The organism is Vibrio sp. B183, assembly GCF_000740665.1.
Taxonomy (GTDB): Bacteria; Pseudomonadota; Gammaproteobacteria; order Enterobacterales; family Vibrionaceae; genus Vibrio; species Vibrio coralliilyticus.
This window is the reverse complement of the sequence record NZ_JPQB01000004.1, coordinates 289065-307446: the sequence shown is the minus strand read 5'-3', so window position 1 is coordinate 307446 and position 18382 is coordinate 289065. Positions and strand designations below refer to the sequence as shown.

Genomic DNA, 18382 nt, shown 5'->3' with positions numbered 1-18382 from the left:
TGCGCAGGGCGACCTGCGCAGCATTCATTCAGGCGAAGAAAGGAGTCTATTCATGAACAACGTCCAATCTACAACTATCGCCCAATCCTACGACGATTATTATCGCATCGGCCTGTATACCTCTCGCTATCCAAAAGCCAATATCCGAGTTCTCAACACGCTCTTTCAGCATGCGCAATTTCTCGCTCAGGACTCATTAGCACTGGACTATGGGTGCGGAAACGGCCGCTACAGCTATCCAATACTCAAACAGACCAACGTACATCTCTATGGCTTTGATATCAGTGAAATCGCCGTCCAACAAGCGAAGCAAGCAACACAACCATTCTCCGAGCGTGTCGACTGGTTCAGTGACCAAAATCAGCTTCATCAACACATTGAAGACCGAGATGAGAAATTCCAGCTAGGCATGCTTCTTTTCGGTGTCATGAGCCATATCCGAGAACAGAAAGAACGCGCTAAGCTACTGAAATGGTTTTACAAACACATGAAGCCCGATGGGTCGCTGATCTTATCCGTGCCCAATCGACGACGGCGTTTTCTCACACTGCAATGGCGACAGAGAAATCAACAGAACTTGCCCGGAGATATTCAGTACCAACGCTTTCAATCAGGCCGAAAAATCCCTCTTTTTTATCATCTTTACACTGTAAACGAGATCAGAGCAGAGCTGATTGAAGCAGGGTTTGACATCGAAAAAGTCACTGCAGAAAGCATTTTTCCAGAGCGTTTTGTCATTCAAAACTCCGCCATGGCCTTTTTAGATAACCTGCTGTGTAATCTCCTACCCGCTTCGCTGGGTTACGGCTTACTGGTGGTCGCAAGGAGGCGTGCATGATTCGTTTCTTTACCCTCCTTATAAGTTGTTGCCTATTGTTACCCAGCGTTCAGGCGCAAGATTTACTGAGCAAAATTAAACAATCTGGACGGATTGTAATCGGCGTTAAAGCCGATTACCCACCTTGGGGAATGCTGGACAGCAACAATCAACCTGCTGGTTTTGAACCCGACTTGGCGCAAATGATCGGCCATGCGCTCAATGCAGAAGTGGAATTCAAAACCGTCACTAGTGCCAATCGTTTTCAAAAGCTTAACGAAGGGCAAGTAGATATGCTGATTGCGACTGTCGGTGACTCCATGCAACGTCGACAGCGTGTCCGTATGATCACACCCCACTATTTCCGCAGTGGTGTCACCGCCCTGACTCACAAATCGAACACCGTCGAAAAGTGGACTGACTTAATCGGCAAGCCGGTCTGCCTGACCGCTGGAGCGTATTTCAATAAGTCGCTGGTACAGAACTATCGCATCAAACCAATCATTCTGATGAGTAACCGAGATTCAAAACTGGCGCTATTGACCAACAAATGTCAGGCATGGGCCTATGACAGTGGCATTCTGTTCCACTTATCAAACCAAAAGGAGTGGAGTGACTATAGCGTTGATGTGGAGACCATCATGCCAATCCATTGGTCGATGGTGACTCGTAAAGATACGGCATCGCAATCTTTAGCGAGCTGGCTGTCCCGTTTTATCGCTAGCCGTATCAGAGATGGTCGTCTGAAGAGTCTCGCCCAACAGTGGCAGTTGCCAGAACAAGACTACCTTGCTCAGCAACACAAAAACTGGAACTCAGTGGATGAGAATGGCGATGCCGTGTGTCAGGCAGATAGCGACAAGGTCAGCAAGAAAAAGCTCTGCTTTGATACCGTCATCTCACTAGGGCAACAAGGGGATAAACAATTTTGGCCTTTTGACCAGTTCGATACAGAGCGGCTGATTCAATCTATGCTCCACACTGCTCTGTTTACTGTGGTTTCGATCCTAACCGCCATCGCGCTGGCGTTAGGCTTTACTCACATGACGACGAGTTCCAAACACTGGGTCGCAAAACCAGTCGCGTTTCTCACTCATCTACAAAGTTCGATTCCACCCATTTTGATGCTCTACCTGATTTACTTCGGTGCGCTGTCTTTCTGGAACGAGCACGGCCAGCACTGGCTATTAAGCGGAGCCAGTGTTGCCTGGCTGGTACTGGCGCTGTACACCGCCTCTGGTATCAACAACCTAGTCACCGCAGATGTGACGTCACCGCTTTCCTTAACTCAACGCTATCTTCATCACAGTGCTGGGGTCAAAGCTAACTTGGTCAACCTTGCTAAAGCTGCCGGCATGGCGAGTGTTATTGCTTCGCCCAATGCGGTTCTGGTGGTCAACACCTTAGTCTCCAGTTCAGGCTACCCCGTTCTGCTCATGACACTTCTGGCTCTGTTTTATTACCTTGAAGTACTGCTGTTTGCCTATCTCGTCGGCAAGCTGTTCACCCGCTATTCCGATTATCTGAAAAGACAAACATCGCCCGACATCAACAACAAAGGAGCGTTGCAATGATTTTATCGGACATGACTTTATGGCTGTCGCTTACCTACTCCTTCAGCCTCAATATTCTTATTGCTATATCAGCGATGACGATAGGTTTTCCTGTCGGAGCTCTGCTGAGTCGCGGAACCAATCACACTCAAACACCAATCAAGTGGCTGGCGAAAGGGGCTCAGTCTTTACTTTGTAATGTCCCCAGTTTCGTGATGCTGTTTTATCTTGCGCTGATCGTCCCCTCACGCTGGGAAATGATGGGCTTTGAAATGTACGTACCTGCGCTCGGTAAAGCCATTATCGCTCTGGCGATCCCTGTCATGGGTTACAGCTGTGATTTAGCCACACAAAAACGTACCAGCGGTAAGTCCTTCTCGCTATCAGCAGTGAATCAGTTCTTTCTAGTGATCTTAATGGCCTCGACCACAGCATCGGCCATCGGTGTGGATGAAATACTGGCGACAGCAAACTCTTACATTGCCTCTTCCGGCCAAGCCGATGCGATATTGCCGATTTACACCATGGTGGCTTGCTTTTTCATCGTCAGCGGCGCTTTGTGTCAGAGCTTTTTGAAGACCTTTATCACGCTCACCGAAAAGCGCCAAAATCGGCATATTGAAGCGAGGGACGAATCATGATCAAACCTTCCGAACTTCAGTATTACCATTTGCGCTGGATTGCAGCGCTTATCTGGTCTGTTGCGGCCTTTATCACTATCACGCTTTACCAGTTACACGCTGATATTGATACTGACATTCGCCATCACTTGGTCGAACAAAGCCAAGAGGCTACTCAGGCCATCAACAAGCGCTTAGCGGAGCTATCGCAGAAAACGGAACTGTTAGCGGCCGCAATCAACCAAAAGCAACGCGATGATAAAGAACTGCGCCACTTGATCACTCAGTCGGTGATGACAACCCAAGGGGCGCACCGAGGTGGTGTGGCCTTTCGTAAAAATCGTTATTCGGATCCTGCTAATCCTTTGTACTCACCCTACTTTCAGAAGAACGGAGACAATCGCCAAAGCCAGCAGATTTCGGAACGTTACGACTACACCTTGCCAGACAGGATGAACAACGGTCCACGGACTTTTTGGTTTCATCAGCCAATGTCAAAAGGCAGTATGTGGATGGAGCCGTATTTTGGTACCAATGCCAATACCTGGCTGGCTGAATTCATCGTACCCTTTGAGTCCAATTATGACGGGCAAATGAACAATGGCTTTGACGGTATCGTGTTCCTCAACTTCTCGCTCAATAGTCTGACCAAGCAAGTTTTGAATCTCAATCTGGGTAGCCAAGGTTTTGGCATGCTGATTTCACGCACAGGTCAGATATTGGCCTACCCGAACAAGTCGGTTCTTGGCAAAGACATATACAGCTTAGACCCGACTGAGTACCCGCTGCTTGCTTCTATCTCGGAGCAGCTGACTAAGGGGGATCTATCCACTTTTTCTCATCCGGTCACTGGTCGTGAGGAGTGGATGGTACTGAGTAATATCGAAGGACTAGACGCTCAGCTTGGACTAATTATTGATGCAGATGAGCTCAGGACATCAACCACGTCTCATGCTGGGTATCAAGATCTGATCTGGTTTCTCAGTATTGCAGGTTTAATCATTTTTGTCGCTTCACTGCGTTTTCCCGATGCGTCGCGCGCCAAATTAAGACGCCTGTTTACTGTCTTGTCACTGTGCCTGTTGTCCTACCTGCTCCTGCTTTGGTATCAGGCTTTAGCACCCAAGCCACTGAGCAAAGGCGAAGCTCTGTTGGTCAATGAAGAAAGCGCGTACCTCGCTTGGCAAGCCCAATATCCACCGGGGAAAAAAGCCTCTTCGGAGCACATTCATCAGATCAACTTAACCGTTGAGTCACTTGATTTAGTTGAAGCGGATCAGGTCAGTATTGTCGGCAAAATCATCACCTCTGATCAGGCAACCGATGAGCCGCCACTGCACATAAATAATTCCCTGAATACCTCTTGGTCTCTGATTCGGGAGAGTGAAGGATTCCAGCTGTGGCAGTTTGTCGCTCTCATCAAACAACCTTTTGATTACGAGTCTTTTCCGTTTGATCGTGAAGTCATTGAACTGACGATGATTCCGAGGCCAGACTCGGGCTACCTAATGCTGGTACCAGAGTTTGACAGCTACCCTTCCATGCGGCCCGAAGACTTACCCGGTATCAGAATGGCTGAACATGATTTTGGCAGCTGGAAGCTACTACAAAGTTACTTTAGCTATCAAACTGACAAGCTCTACAATGGCCATCAAACCGTCAATTTGAAGTACAACATGGTCATACAAAGGAGTATTACGGGGCCTTTGATCAGCCACATCATGCCACTGCTGGTCGTGAGCTTTCTTACTTATTGTATGTTGCTTCTTTGGACCAAGGACGAAAAGCAGCAAGCGCTGTGGGGCTTTAACACTGCCACCGTTCTCCAATATTGTGCTTCGCTGTTTTTCATCTTGGTCATTGCGCATGTCGCACTTCGTGAGGAGCTGAATGCTCAGGGCGTTATCTTTATCGAGTACTTCTATTTCCTCGCTTACCTGCAGATTATTTTCACCTCCATTGGCGCTCTGGCGTACACCACGGAGATGAAAATTCACGCGTTGGAATATCAGCAAGGGCTGAGGGTTAAACAGTGGTACTGGCCACTACTCCTCATGCTTTCGCTGATTATTACCCTGCTGTTTATCGAAAAATAACCGAGCGTCGATTAGCGGCAATTCTGGTCAGAAATCCCCGAGTATCTTTCGGGGATTTCGCTACATTGGACACGTTAAATGCCTCAATCAACAAGGAGTGACACGTGTCAGTGAATACCCAATACATTCAGCAGGAAGTGCTTAAGATCCTCAACCAAATAGCGTCTCCAGAAAAGCTATCTAAAGAGGAGATGGACGAGTGTTGGCAACAACTTAACCAGCTTCAAGTGCTTAGTCAGGTAGAGATTTCATCTCTAGACTTTAAAGGGACCACCTCACCTCTGGACGAGTCGATCACGATTAGAAATCGTGGCGATATGACTGCAGACATTAGTGGCTGGCACATACAGGCAGGTTCGCCAGATCAGCAATATATCTTCCCAGAACATACCTTCCTGTCGCCGTTTGAGTACATCAAAATTGATACATCAGGTAAGTCGGAGCACAGTTTTGGTTCCAATCAACCCGTGTGGAATAATCGAGGCGACCTTGGCACTTTGGTCAACCACCACGGCCAGACGGTTTCAAGCTTCATTTATGGCGATAAAGCTCACCCTCATGCCATCATCAGCCACGTCAATTATGACGGTAAAGAGTTTCGCAGCGAAGGCGATGAGTACGTCGAGATTCACAACACGTCAGAGTATACGGTCGACCTTAGCCAGTGGCGTTTAGAAGCTCTGCTCAATGACAATTGCTTTGTGTTTCCTGAAGACACTCAGTTAGCGCCGCTCACTTCCTTACGCGTTTTTACCAACAAAGCGTCGCTTGAAGATAACGAATACAGCTTTAACAGCCCTACAGCGCTTTGGAACAACGACGGTGGCGGCTGCAAGCTGATTGATTATCAGGACAGAGAAGTCTCCAGTTACAACTATTAATCAAAGGAGATAGCCGTTGGCGAGTGACTCATTAGTAAAATCACGGACTCACGAATCGATCCCAGAGTCTGATTTACAACAACTGATCCGTGAAGGTATTCAGCTGCTGCAATACGTTGCTCGCCACGGTGATCTCACGATTGACCCAGAGATTGCCCAGGGAATATATCGCGCCAAATATCGCATTGATACTCGGCACTGGAGCGTAGAAGATGAAACTTTGCTGCTGCAATGTTACGACCGTTTAGCCAAACAGGTGTACCCAGTGACAGTCGAGAGCATCAAAGCCGTTGTGCCCGACACTAAAGATGGCAAGCTTGAATTACCAGGCGCTTCAAGGGTGATCACCTGGTATCGGCGCTACACCGTTTTAACCCTGATTTTCCTGCTCATTGTGCAGATGTACTACTTGTTTGGCTACGCACTGACGCAAAATCTTCTCACCTCTGTGGGGTCAACGGACGCCCTCAATTCTCCTATGCCCCCAGATATGGAGGCCAATTACCAGTTGCTGCGAAACTGGAATCACATCTGGCTAGGTGGACGTAACATACCATTGGATGCCGAAAGGACTGCCAATGAAGACTCACCCGTTGAATATTCCGCTAACCTGATCGCCGCTCAGTCGGTATTGCAAATGCTACAAAACTACATTCTGCCGCTGATGTATGGCCTGCTCGGTGCGTTTATTTTTGTCCTGCGTAGCCTGCTGCAACAGGTACGTACTCTTACATATACCGCGAGCAGAGAAGTCGGCTATCGACTGCGCCTCACACTAGGCTGTTTAGCAGGAATGATAACCGGCTGGTTACTCAAGCCGGAAATGGGCGACATGGCACTGTCTCCAATGGCGTTGGCCTTTATCGCAGGCTACAGCATTGAGGTGTTATTTACTTTGCTTGATCGTCTGATTGATGGGATTCGTCGTCAGCCTGACTCTGCTCCTGAGGCTTCTTCAACGGGGCGAGCGCCTGATTAGCCATCGTTGGTGCCTGCTCAACAAACGTTTTAACCAATTTAGCGACCAGTTCGAGAGACTCTTTTTGGAGTGATTCCAATTTGTCCATTCCCTGAAGTACACCGGAGACTTTCTGGTGTACTTTGACCTTCTGCTTCACTTGTTCTGGCGTCATCTTCAGTTTTTGCAATTTCGGCTTGTAGGCTTTTTTGACCAGTTTAAGCACATCGATTAAATCCGACATAGCATTTCCTTGCTGACTTCTCCTGCTTTTAACTTATCACTCAACAAGAAATAATCACGGCCAAATAACCCAATTATTCAGCCAATTAGCCTGAGCTACTCACCCTCTTTTCAAGTCATCATGGAGTGAAACCCGAAAAATAAGGACACACAATGAAAACTCGTTACCTCGGCTGGATCGCCGCCTGTTTGATATTACTGAGTGGCTGTACGTTGCGCCTGGTGGCTCCCTACGATCCTCAAACCGTTCAGCAGGCACAAAGTATCGAACGTGATATCGAATACCTCTACCTGAGCATGCAGGCACTTCCGGAAAGCGAACGCCTCTACGCGAGATTCACTGAGCAGTACCTCAAAATCGATGTGAGCGTGCGTGGATTAGAGCGCAGACAGGCAAGGCGAGAGCAAAACCAAGAGACCTTAACGCAGGCTCAAACACTGGTGCAATTCTGGCAGCAGGACATGAAAACTCATCAGCAAAAACAAACCTTGTCAGATTTTCTCATCAAGCGTCGCTTAGATCAGTACAAACGGCTTATTGATGCGTTAATTCGTGGTGAACTCGCCAAACAATAAATCATTCAAGGAGCAGAAAGATGACGGAAAGCATAGATAACATCATTGAACAAATTACTAGCCAAATTGAAGACTCACCAATTAAGAACCTGCTGACCAGTGCGCTGACAGTCACACTGGATAAGCAAAAGGCCACCTTGCAAGAGCTGATAGAGGCTAGAAACAACGGCGACTTAACCAATGAAGATTTTGAGCTAGAGATATTACGTGAAAAGCAAATCGCTGAGGCCGAAATGCTGACGTGGCAAATCAGCGCAAAATCCGAAGTGCAGAAAATCGTCAATAAAACCTTTAGCACACTAGTCGATACGCTGGTGTAACTGTTTCTGGCGGGAGCTTCCCGCCAATCTTGCTCATAAGGGGGAAGCATGGGCAAATATCGACGCCGCAGAGTCGTATGGGTTCCTCGTGGCTACCGACTCAAATCCCGCTATCGCAAAGCTAACAAAACTCAACCGGTAGAAGCGACTGTGCAGGAAGAGTCCGTTTTTTCGTCACCGGAAGAGTCGGAAAATACACCACCCGTTTCCCAGGCTAACCAAGATTCACCTTCACCAAAAGAACCACTAATGCAAGAGACGGCAGAAGTAACAAGCACGACAAACACCGAAAGCAAACTGGCGGAATTTGACGCTAGCTTTAACCCTTATCAAAGCTATGTGCAGGATCTGGCGCGCTGCCTGACCAGCATGCCTAAAAGTGTGTTTACGGCCAGCTCGGAAGAGAAAGCTGAGGCTTCTAACGATGCCTACCATACAGAAGAACCTGTCGACCATCTAAAAAAGCCATCCGAGCCCGTGCGCCCAAAATCTGGTAGTGAACGCCGCAGGCTCGAATCACACGCTGTCTCGCAGGACGATTCCAAGCCCAAAGCCAAGACTCAAACAACCAAAATCAGCTGGTCTCAGCCTTCAAGCTATCAGGGCCATTCAAGTTACCCGTATCAATTTAAGTTTGTGGCTAATGGCGCATCAGATCATAAACTGGAACCTGCAATACCAGAAGAAGATAAGCATGGCTTTCAACATGCTGAAAATAAAAGACAAACCGTGGAGAGCTCAGCTCACTCAAAGCCTCAAAGCGCGTCTCGACAACCGAATCTTCGCTGGCTCACAGGCGTGCGTTCCTGCATGCGTGCAACGGATCGTCAATAACCCCAAAAGAGTGAACTATTGCACCAAGTATACATAGCCTGAAAAACCTATTCTGCGGAGGTAACTACTCAACAGGAGAAACCAATGAGACAACTACTATTTCGCCTTTGCGAAGCTTCTGACGGACGTACCTTCGCATTCCTGACTGACCAGCCTGATGTTGAAGATTATTTTGATAGCGGCTACAAGGTCGCTTACAAATATCGAGACGGGCACAAAGGGAAACAACTCCTAGCCCGCTGGCGAAGCTCCTATTCGGTGAAATCACAGAACTACAGTCAGGTTCCAGAGCAAGATGAACTGCCTGAAGGCGTCCAAAACGCGTTCGATACTATGATCTCCAGCCTGATCCCAGGTGTCGATGTCTTCTTCTGCGATTACAACTTAGCCATCGAAGCTGACCTGCCTATTTGCAATCAGGTCATGGATAACTACCGCTCTACAGACTTCGTCCTCTTCTCGTGTGAAGAGCTGATCGGTAACGATCCAAATACCCAGCCTTACATGGTGTCTTATGCAGCCCCTCGCTACCCAGAGTCGGGCAACACAGGCAGCCAGCACCGTATTTACAGTAAAACGGATGGGTTTGCTTTTGCTCAGGCCGTGAATGCCATCGTCAACCAAAGAGATCGTGATGCGTTAAACGGTGGGCATATTCGCTCAGAAGTGGATACCTACATCAGTGAACCTTCCGTCAAAGAGTCCGTCGCAGAACAGGTCATCAATCGCTTTGTCGAAACGCTGCCGCAGTTTAACAGCAACGTGAGAGCCCTTAGCGCACCCACTGAATAATCCCGACCGGGAGGACTCTTAATGCGATCAGACCAAATGTATTATGCGGCCTTCAGCGCCGCATTAATGGCCGGAGCAGAGCCCGGCCTCGCCCAACGGCTGGCGTACCAACTGGCTTATCTGGCTCTTTCCTCCCCAGTGCAAGAGGAACCGCCCGCTTGTGAAAGCTCATCAGATTTACCTGAATGGTCACAACACTCACAAGCTGGTAAACCCATGTCGATACGCCCGATTAACCCTCTCAGCCATGTAGACTGGCTCAATGGTGGTGCACTGAATGAACGAGGTTCCAGACTCGGACAACACGGTATTTCCGGTCACTACCATTACTCTCATGAGCCAAGAGAGGTCAATCGACCACCCAAGCAGCCAACACCTGAGGAGAAATACGCTGGCAAGATCAATCGTGCCATCTTATTGGCAATGACCAATGCAGATAGCCTCGCCACCAGCAAATTTGTTGCTGCACTGTACCAGTACATGAGAGTCGCCAAACCGAATGGAGCGGATGTTCAGCACGATTACTGGCTACTCATGCATACCATCCGCTGCTTTTTGTTTGGTACGACTTTTCAATGGCAATCGGGTTATGCCAAAAGTACCGATTCAAGGCAGCAAAGCAAACCTATGTATCCGGTCATCAAAGCATTGTGGTCATGCTTTGAAGGGGGAATTGAAGAGCCTGAGCTTTCCGATATTTTGTCTGAGCAGCTCAGTTATTTTTCCCCCACTCAGCAAGTTCAATGTCTGTCTTTGGGCACAGCTTTTCGTCCAGAACTATTGAACGATTACAACCTTGCTAACCATGCCAGCCAGAGCAGAGTGTATCTACATGAATTGGATGATGCACAGCTATGGCTAGAGAACGCATAACCCCAACCTAACGCCAGCATCCCCTATTCTATGCTGGCTTATCCCGAGTTTCTGCCCACTTCGATTGATACTCTGAACGCATCGCTCTTTCGGAGAAACCTTATGATTCAGCAATCACTACTCAGCCATCTCGCCGGTCAGCACGATTTCAGCAAAGCGAATCAGGTCATCGCCATGCCTCAGGCAAAGCCTTTTGTACATTCCTGGCTCACGCTCGATCTCAGCCTGTCGCTGGCTCAATCTTCAGATATCGAGGATATCCATTTCGCCTCCCCCTACAGTCATAATGACGAGTACCTCAAATTTGTTAGCAAATCGGCTTCCGTCGAACCTTGCGACAAACGCTACGCGTCAAAAGCGGATCTGCGTATTTCAACGCCGGGTAAAAACCTTTGGTTTGAATTTCACGTTCTGCATCAGGACGAATTAGCGTCAAAAAAAGATCGCAACAAACTCTATGACGATACCAAACGTGTCGCATCCTTACGTAAGTCTTTACCCGAAGATGAAGTGATGCTGCTGGTCGGATTATGGGGAAGCTTCAGTGGCGAAGACATCAAGCATTTCGAGCCATTGGATAACAACACTCAGTGTGCGTATGTGCTTGATACCAGCTTAACGGGCAGCACTCAGATTGCGCGGCTCAGTCATATGAAAAAAGAAGGGGAGCCACGTTTTCTGCTGGCTGCATTTTAAGGCGGGACCTTAGTCCCGCTCCCAACATCATGGTTATCACGCTATGTAGCTTTCAATCGCGGCACGCGCATTATTTTGAATATGAACGTTTGCAAGATCCTTGAACAACTTACTCTGCTCGCCCAGAGGACCCGTTAACCCAGACTCACTGGCATAGAAAGCGCCACTCTTGAATTTGTCATCCAGCAGCCCATCAACAAAGCGCTGTGCACCCACTTCCAATTTATGCACTTTTCCCAACATCAACATGACCTGCATCATTCCCTTCATCATGTACTGACGCATTGGGCTAAGAGTATCAAAGCCTTCCGTACCTGTTGTCGCGCCTGGGCTCATGGTCACAAAGCGGATTTGAGGATACTCACGAGCGATGGACGACATCCAAAGCGCCGCCATATACTTCACAGGCCCGTAAGGGACCGTCGCATCTTTTTGATGGTTGTATAATCGCCCTTCACAAATGTCTGCGAATTCCTGAACTGATGAGCTTTTTAGCTCAGGGCGTTTCATTCCCATCGACTTCACACCACGTGCCGCTTCAGAGCCGGCATACAATGCGACCTTGTTGAGTTTATTGGCTTTTAGCAGACCGTTCGTCAGCGCCACATGACCGAGTAAATTCACCGCAACGATTTGGGTTACGCCAGCGCTGTTACGCTCATGAAAGCGGGCGCCACCTGTGCCACCTGCATTCATCACCAGTGCATCCACCGCTTCAGGTAGGGCTTCAACCGCCGCGTTAACCGATGCAAGATCAGAAACGTCGATATCCACAATATCAAATATGGCTCTTCCGGTTTGCTCCTCCAGCTCTCGCTTGGCAATCAGAGCTTTAGTGTAATTGCGGCATCCTAGATAGATCTTCTCTATGTTTTGATTGGCCGCTAGCTGTCTCGCTGTTTCTTTACCTAAACCAGCATTCGCACCGGTAATCAATACACTCTTCACCATGTTTCACCTCTAAATTTCGACTATTGTGGCGGCTAATGCGCCGTCTTGATGGTGAAACTCTATCAACTCAGATGAAGCCGTTTTTGATATTTCTTGCGCTCTTTGAGGTGATTTCAATTTGACTCCCCTCTCCTGCACAAACAAAAAATCCGCCGTTAATGGCGGATTTTTGTTTCCTTAAATCGACTAGGTTCTCGCTTTCAACTGACGATACAGCTCCATCAGTGGATAGCGCACTTGGACCAGCATGATCGTTTGCAAATAAATACCCAACAAATCTTCACAATTGGAAGACTTGAGCTTGTACGGCACACATGAATCCAACGCTGCCCACGGCCCGTTGTTCTGATCACCAACCGCTTCGTAATACCTGTTAGAAGGGTTGTTCCCATCCAAATCATCATCAAGAGTAAAGCAGATGTAAGTCGTATGAGCCCGGTTATTCTGATTCAATACTCGTTGGTTCATACCTTGTTGTATCTGGCTATTAAAACTGACCAGAATCTCTTTCGAGTCATCTGTTTCAATCACTCGAACATTATGGATATTGGTAGTGCCAAACTTTTTGCTCTTCAGATCGACAGCTCGACCTTTAATGTCGTTATACGCATTAGTATTAACGGTAAGATTGACTAGCCCCAGAGGGAAATCCACATTCTTAAAGAAGTCCTTACTGTCAAGTTGCAACCAAGCACTCAACAAAGCATCGTTAACCACTTTGAATTTGTCGTTTGGATTGACCTTTTTCGATTTTGGCTTGAGCAGTATTGATAGTGCGGTGTTGACTTGAGAGAAGGTTAAAGGATTAAGAATGCAGGCTTTAAGGTTAGGCAGATTTTTCATTAGCTTGTTTACATTACTTTGATCACAAGCCGCGGTGAGCTGCAAACCCGACCCCGTGATCGCTAAGTCATAATTACCTTCTACTGCTTTATTGATGTAACCAATCACGTCACCGGTCGGCCCTTGCTCATTGACGGAAGCCGCAAAGTGATTCACTTTACCGAGCAGGTCATATTTTACCTGTGGGATGATACCTCTACGATGTGTACCGTTTTGCTGGTTGGGAATTTCTTGAATGGTTGCCGCGTTTCCAAGAGCTTTAAGATTCGCTCGGTTGTTGTTCAAACCTGCAATGGCATACATGGCAGCAGCTGCCCGTTTCTTTCTCTTTGCTTCTTTATGTGGGCTACCACTCACCCCTAATTCAATTTCACCAATAAGCAGTAGGTTTTCAAACAGCATATAGCGCCAACCCGGGATCTTAAAATCGCCGTTCTGGTCATCGTGCAATACCGTCACTTCATCCTTAGCTGAAATATAGGATTCAGGGTTGCCCATACGCGGTGTCGATAAGTCGACAACTTCAGATTTAAATCGGATATCCTCAGTATTACCGCCATGGGTGATCCTGAAGTCATACACAATGGCCAAACGGTAGAGCAAGAAGCCGGGGATGGTATGGTTAACATAGATGGTTGGAGTACACTGGGCCTGATATCCTAGCCCACTGATATTATCGGTCATCGCGTGTGAAACCGTATCACCAAGGCCAAATTCAATTCTCTGAGTGTTATTGTTGAACAAACGATGGTTACGCATATCCCATTCAGGCAGATAACGCATATCGCGACCGACTTGGTAGCATCGACTTTGGTTATCCCGATACGCCACAGTTATTGGCCCGACGAGCCCGGTCTCTTCTCTGACCACATTTTCAATGATTCCCAGTAACTCTCCAGTTAGCCAGTTATTCATCGTGGTATTCATACCCACAGTGACATCATTTGGCCCTACACCCGCTCTCAGAGCTTGTGCGGCATCCTCTAGCACTTCAATCATTGCATCATGGACAGTATTAAGCTCCGCGTTTGGATTAGCACCTGTCGCCCACTTGGTGTAGGTGGCCAAATCCGGCATCACCTGAAAATCCCAGTCACTCGTCGGGTGTCCACCAGTATCCAACTTGGTTAACGCAGCCCCGCCCTTTAGGTAATGGTAATAAATGTTATTAGTGTTGAGACCCGCTTTCGTACGCAGCGCCGCATCGGCTCTTAACGCCGCAGCTTCCGTAGGTACTGCTACAACTTCAAGAAACTTCTCGGTAATTTCACTATCAACACGACGCTTGATTTCACGCGCTTTTTGCTGAATGGCATTAATTGGCATCTTAGATTCCTGTTTACTGAACTAAAGGTTGGAAGCGCGCCTTTACGTGAATTTTATTGACTAATCACGGCTCAAATGTTGAGCAGTTATGAAGACGCACGGCTTCCTCCACTCTAGCGATGCGATGGCTCCAATACTTTGGCGAACCGATGTGAAACCTAGGCGAACCAATGACGAGTTTTGTTGGTTTCATAAGTCAGCGAGTCGCTTCCATTTCTCAACTCAGCATTGCATACCCCGAGAAGATCACAGCTAAGCCTGAGTGAATCCACCGGTAGATTCATATAGTTGAACCACTTCATGTGTGATTCGTCAGCACAACGTCTGACGTTTTTTGAAATTCCACGCCTTGGACGCTTCGTCCAGCCATTCAACCTAATTGGAGTGACAACAATGCCAACCAACACTAACCCGTTAAGACAGGGGGCTTCAGGCAGCTCAACTGACAACGAGAGTGCCCCTCTCACAACCAGCCAACAACAAGCTATGGATGAGTATCTGTGGCAGCAACTCACAGAGTTAGAAAACATTAACTCTGAAGAACAGTAAGGAGCCCGTGATGACCATTAGAAATAGAGCATGTAAGCATTTGGCTTCAATCCTCAAAAGCCGAGGGGATTGGGAAAATGGAATGAGAAAAATGGACGTAGACACCATACCTGAGAAAGTTCAGTACCGAGATTGGACGCATTCACTGCTCAGTAGCGGCGACTTCGTGTACTTCCTATATCAGGACTTTCCGACTGTTTTAGCTCACATGCAGACTGTGCTGTCAGATTTACTCGCCGACAAAAATGTGAGTACACACTCCTCCTTCTTGGATTCGCTTATCAACTCAAGCTCGAAAGAATCCGTTAAGAGCTTGAGTGGCGCTCAAGTCCACCTAGCCAAAGCAAGTAAACTATGCCCCAGCCTTGTTTCCCCTCTTGTTTTAGAGAAATCCAATGCTACCGCGATGGCTCAAGCTTTGTATGCCGATCTCAAGACCAGCTTCAATGGCATTAAAACCGAGATATCGGAATATCCTAAAAAGCTCCCGAAAGATATCCTTGATACTAACCCCGCTTCCACAAACTATGCCGATTGGTTAATGCAGCTAATCAGCTCAGATTCCTTTAACCTGTTCTGCAACGAATACTCTCCGCAAACCATCACAGCGATGAACTTTTTGTGGCAGAAAATCAAATATGACACACATGATGTCACCAGCACTGCGGAAGCACCTTATGTAGTATGTAGCGGATTATTTGGTAGCGACACCCCCGCGAGCAAGGATGATTTCGTCAAATTCTTTGAGAAACAACTGGAAGTCATCACGAAAAAGCTTGATTTTCCGACACCTGAAATCAAGGCGCCTGAATCAATCCATTTCGTCTCAATTCCATTTGAGAAAATGCCACTCGCAGGCTTCCATTCGATAGATACACTCATTACTCAAGTAAACCCAATGCTTGATTTAATTAAGGCAACTCAACGTCAGACCAGCGAAGAAACCTGGCTGGAATGGTTCACTAATAAAATCACCAGCATTCCATCAACACTAAAAGATAATGCCCGCAGTATTTTGTGGTTTGCACTGGGCCAGATTGCCAGTAAAGGCGGAACGGCGTTGGGTCTCCATTTCGGTGGAAACTTGCTGACTCCGTTAACCGCAACGGTCGATTTCAATGTGTACATGGCCAAACAGCTGCTTCTATACGATCTCAAGCAACATGGCAAAGAGACGCTCAAACTCAAAGACGACGATCCTGTTATGGCATCCATCATCTTGGCAATCGACAATATTGATTGGGCGGCCGTGCGCTACTCATTCAAAGTCACGCCATTCGGTCTGCTTATTTCTGCTTACAGTGGATTTAAATGGGTAGCGAGAAAAACAGGTGTGAGCGATGGTGACAAATCTCAGGCACAGAAACTATTAGAAGTAGCCGATTTGATTCACAATAAAGATCACCACAATGATGCTCAGGTGCGCCTAGCACTGATTACAATCTTCCACTTGGTGGAGCAAAAACCGCACAAGTTTGTCGAAATCATGACGTGTAGAAAAGACGCCGCTATCAGTACTCTCGCAGGTAAATTGAGAGTTTAGTTCTTTCTATATGGTTCGCCTCAAGCCCATAAACCATTATGGGCTTTCCTTCTTCCCACAAGGTGACTTTTCTTGCCTTTCCGAGTTGAACTTTCATTCAATCAACGCCAAAATTTTTGTTCTTAATTATTGATAATGATTTTCATTCGTATAAATTATCACTCTGATGATATCAAGCTAACGGCGGAGGCCAACATGAATCAACCAGACATCACTGAACTGCTAATTCCTCAAAGCGAGTGGGCTTCACCGGAACTTTACCTTTATGAAAACGATGACCGTCTATGCCTAGATTTAGCGGGGGCTATTCAATACAGCGGTATTAATAGTGTCGGTGGATTGGTGTTAGGTTTCAGGTTGGTTCAATACGCAGTTCAGCTCGGCGCAGGTAGTGAAGTATTACAGCGAGATGGAGTCAGTATCTATACTGCCTTCCCCGGTCGCGGCACACAGGATGCTTTTGAATACACCTGCCGAGCGCTACGCGATAAGCGCTATTGCTGTGACACCACCTTGCACCACCCAGGTGCTCAATCGGGTCAACGAGGCCAGTTCTTGTTTACGATGCGAGTCAATGAGCAGTCCATGGTCATGACGCCTGCCGACGGTTTACCGAGACACAGCTATTTTGAGGCAGACAGAAGGTCCAAGGAAAGCCCAGAAGCTGGGCTGCAGTGGCGCAATGAAAAGATTCACTTTGCGAATACGCTGCTCAGTCTTCCGCCAGAGCAATGTTTGAGAGTGTTGTAGAAGACTTGATAAGCCACTTATAAAGTAAAAGCCCATAGGGACTGATCTCTATGGGCTTTCTCTATAACCAACCATCAACAAGCAGCTGGAACAATGTATTGAACTGATAAAGCGTTAAAAAGCTCAACCAAACAATGAAAATTAAGTCTAAAATCCGCATTCACTTTCCTACCTTTCGAGTTTCAATCCAAACTCTACAAGGTATTCACAAGTCATTCTTCGTTTAACCGAGGCATCTTTTTGGCTTAGGCATTAAGTCATGCTTTATCTTGGTTTTTTGGGTGGTGGCGTCGGTAGGTGACGTTTGTTAACCGCATCTTCCATCGAGTAAGTGGCCCTAGCTCGACGAACCGCTTTGACTATCTGAGGTCGTTTTTTCGTTTCAAAAAGAGCCTCCAAGTCGTCCTCCTCTTCCACGCTGATAGTCAAACTATCATTCAGCGTTTTCAATATTTTGTCGAATTGAGCTGAACTTTCAGGGAAAAGGTATAATTCTCCCTTTGACTGAGCACGAAATACAGAATCTTCTTCATGCGGAGAAGGCATACATACATCTAGCTTAGAAAAAATACATATTACATTACGCTTCCGGTTATATTTAACCATTAGATATTGCTCTGCAGGTACGACTCTTCGTGTTGGCTCATGAGGCTTTCTAGACACTAAAGCAAACGATACTAGCATAAAACCGCCAAGCCCAACCAAAGCGGCAGGCCCAACAACAGCAACTAAAATGATACACCCGACACTGCCTATAATGCCCATACCTTTCACAGCAACAGGTACCCAATCGGGTTCACCAAAGCGTTGAAAAACAACTGTTCCTCTTTTAGAGAAAACATAGTCAAACCGGTCATCAGACGCGTAGCTAATATAAGTAACGAAACCTACCACAGGAATAACAATCATAGTAGCAAGCGCAAGGCCTTCCATACGCATCCACATTTCAAAATCAGCGATCATACCAACTACAATAAGTAAGGTAGACACTAAACAGTGGCCGAGCAACCACCACCTTTTTCTCAACCATCTATCTTTTTCATCTAGGTTGTAACTAGTCCAACAAATTGAGCCTTCTTCTTCTCGGAACTCTGACTCTTGTTTATCTTCTAACTCGGTAAATTCTTCTGGAGTTATATAGAATGGTAAATATGCCACTAA

19 protein-coding genes are annotated in these 18382 nt (G+C 47.1%); 15 read left to right on the top strand and 4 right to left on the bottom strand.

The genetic code is table 11. The features are described 5' to 3' along the window. Positions 1 to 52: 52 nt before the first annotated feature. The 6 genes from IX95_RS04480 to IX95_RS04455 all read left to right on the top strand — a co-directional run bounded on the left by IX95_RS04480 (position 53) and on the right by IX95_RS04455 (position 6946). Complete coding sequence (locus IX95_RS04480) at positions 53 to 838, top strand: class I SAM-dependent methyltransferase (protein WP_038157183.1); 786 nt, start codon at positions 53 to 55, stop codon at positions 836 to 838. After that, positions 835 to 2391 (top strand): transporter substrate-binding domain-containing protein, encoded by a 1557-nt coding sequence (locus tag IX95_RS04475; protein ID WP_038157182.1) that lies wholly within the window; start codon positions 835 to 837, stop codon positions 2389 to 2391. The genes IX95_RS04480 and IX95_RS04475 overlap by 4 nt, the downstream gene beginning before the upstream one ends. Then, positions 2388 to 3011 carry a hypothetical protein gene (locus tag IX95_RS04470; RefSeq protein WP_006960143.1) on the top strand — a complete coding sequence of 208 codons (624 nt, stop codon included), beginning with the start codon at positions 2388 to 2390 and terminating at the stop codon, positions 3009 to 3011. Before IX95_RS04475 ends, IX95_RS04470 begins: the two co-directional genes overlap by 4 nt. Further along, entirely contained in the window at positions 3008 to 5086 is a 2079-nt protein-coding gene (locus IX95_RS04465) for a PDC sensor domain-containing protein (protein ID WP_038157180.1), read from the top strand. Before IX95_RS04470 ends, IX95_RS04465 begins: the two co-directional genes overlap by 4 nt. A gap of 104 nt (positions 5087 to 5190) precedes the next feature. Beyond that, positions 5191 to 5967, top strand: coding sequence for a lamin tail domain-containing protein (locus IX95_RS04460; protein ID WP_019277208.1), 777 nt, complete (start codon positions 5191 to 5193; stop codon positions 5965 to 5967). 16 nt (positions 5968 to 5983) lie between these two features. Beyond that, entirely contained in the window at positions 5984 to 6946 is a 963-nt protein-coding gene (locus IX95_RS04455) for a hypothetical protein (protein ID WP_019277209.1), read from the top strand. Here IX95_RS04455 and IX95_RS04450 read toward each other — a convergent pair. After that, on the bottom strand, positions 6858 to 7169 hold the full coding sequence (locus IX95_RS04450) for a hypothetical protein (RefSeq protein ID WP_038157178.1): 312 nt from the start codon (positions 7167 to 7169) through the stop codon (positions 6858 to 6860). The two genes, IX95_RS04455 and IX95_RS04450, sit on opposite strands and share 89 nt — an antisense overlap. A 152-nt stretch (positions 7170 to 7321) precedes the next feature. On the opposite strand from IX95_RS04450, the gene IX95_RS04445 reads away from it, so the two are divergent. The 6 genes from IX95_RS04445 (at position 7322) to IX95_RS04420 (ending at position 11259) form a co-directional block, all read left to right on the top strand. Continuing rightward, positions 7322 to 7744 (top strand): hypothetical protein, encoded by a 423-nt coding sequence (locus IX95_RS04445; protein WP_038157176.1) that lies wholly within the window; start codon positions 7322 to 7324, stop codon positions 7742 to 7744. 20 nt (positions 7745 to 7764) lie between these two features. After that, a complete protein-coding gene (locus IX95_RS04440) occupies positions 7765 to 8064 on the top strand; it encodes a hypothetical protein (protein ID WP_006960134.1) in 300 nt (99 codons plus the stop codon). Between the two features lie 48 nt (positions 8065 to 8112). After that, positions 8113 to 8898: a hypothetical protein gene (locus IX95_RS04435; protein WP_038157175.1), complete on the top strand. Its 786-nt coding sequence runs from the start codon at positions 8113 to 8115 to the stop codon at positions 8896 to 8898. Positions 8899 to 8982: 84 nt separating this feature from the next. Next, a complete protein-coding gene (locus tag IX95_RS04430; RefSeq protein ID WP_038157173.1) occupies positions 8983 to 9690 on the top strand; it encodes a hypothetical protein in 708 nt (235 codons plus the stop codon). Positions 9691 to 9711: 21 nt separating this feature from the next. Then, a complete protein-coding gene (locus IX95_RS04425) occupies positions 9712 to 10563 on the top strand; it encodes a hypothetical protein (RefSeq protein WP_038157172.1) in 852 nt (283 codons plus the stop codon). Between the two features lie 102 nt (positions 10564 to 10665). After that, positions 10666 to 11259: a hypothetical protein gene (locus tag IX95_RS04420; RefSeq protein WP_038157170.1), complete on the top strand. Its 594-nt coding sequence runs from the start codon at positions 10666 to 10668 to the stop codon at positions 11257 to 11259. A 36-nt stretch (positions 11260 to 11295) separates the two neighbouring features. On the opposite strand, the gene IX95_RS04415 is transcribed toward IX95_RS04420, so the two are convergent. Both IX95_RS04415 and IX95_RS04410 read right to left on the bottom strand, forming a co-directional pair. Next, on the bottom strand, positions 11296 to 12210 hold the full coding sequence (locus tag IX95_RS04415) for an SDR family NAD(P)-dependent oxidoreductase (RefSeq protein WP_038157167.1): 915 nt from the start codon (positions 12208 to 12210) through the stop codon (positions 11296 to 11298). A gap of 186 nt (positions 12211 to 12396) precedes the next feature. Further along, positions 12397 to 14379 carry a hypothetical protein gene (locus IX95_RS04410; RefSeq protein WP_038157165.1) on the bottom strand — a complete coding sequence of 661 codons (1983 nt, stop codon included), beginning with the start codon at positions 14377 to 14379 and terminating at the stop codon, positions 12397 to 12399. A gap of 300 nt (positions 14380 to 14679) precedes the next feature. Between IX95_RS04410 and IX95_RS04405 the strand changes: the two genes are divergently transcribed. The 3 genes from IX95_RS04405 to IX95_RS04395 all read left to right on the top strand — a co-directional run bounded on the left by IX95_RS04405 (position 14680) and on the right by IX95_RS04395 (position 17221). After that, positions 14680 to 14928, top strand: a complete 249-nt coding sequence (locus IX95_RS04405) for a hypothetical protein (protein WP_038157162.1) — start codon at positions 14680 to 14682, stop codon at positions 14926 to 14928. A gap of 10 nt (positions 14929 to 14938) precedes the next feature. Then, positions 14939 to 16471: a hypothetical protein gene (locus IX95_RS04400; RefSeq protein WP_229629425.1), complete on the top strand. Its 1533-nt coding sequence runs from the start codon at positions 14939 to 14941 to the stop codon at positions 16469 to 16471. A 195-nt stretch (positions 16472 to 16666) separates the two neighbouring features. Then, positions 16667 to 17221, top strand: coding sequence for a hypothetical protein (locus IX95_RS04395; protein ID WP_038157621.1), 555 nt, complete (start codon positions 16667 to 16669; stop codon positions 17219 to 17221). 264 nt (positions 17222 to 17485) lie between these two features. On the opposite strand, the gene IX95_RS04390 is transcribed toward IX95_RS04395, so the two are convergent. Then, positions 17486 to 18379: a hypothetical protein gene (locus IX95_RS04390; RefSeq protein WP_038157159.1), complete on the bottom strand. Its 894-nt coding sequence runs from the start codon at positions 18377 to 18379 to the stop codon at positions 17486 to 17488. Positions 18380 to 18382: the final 3 nt, after the last annotated feature.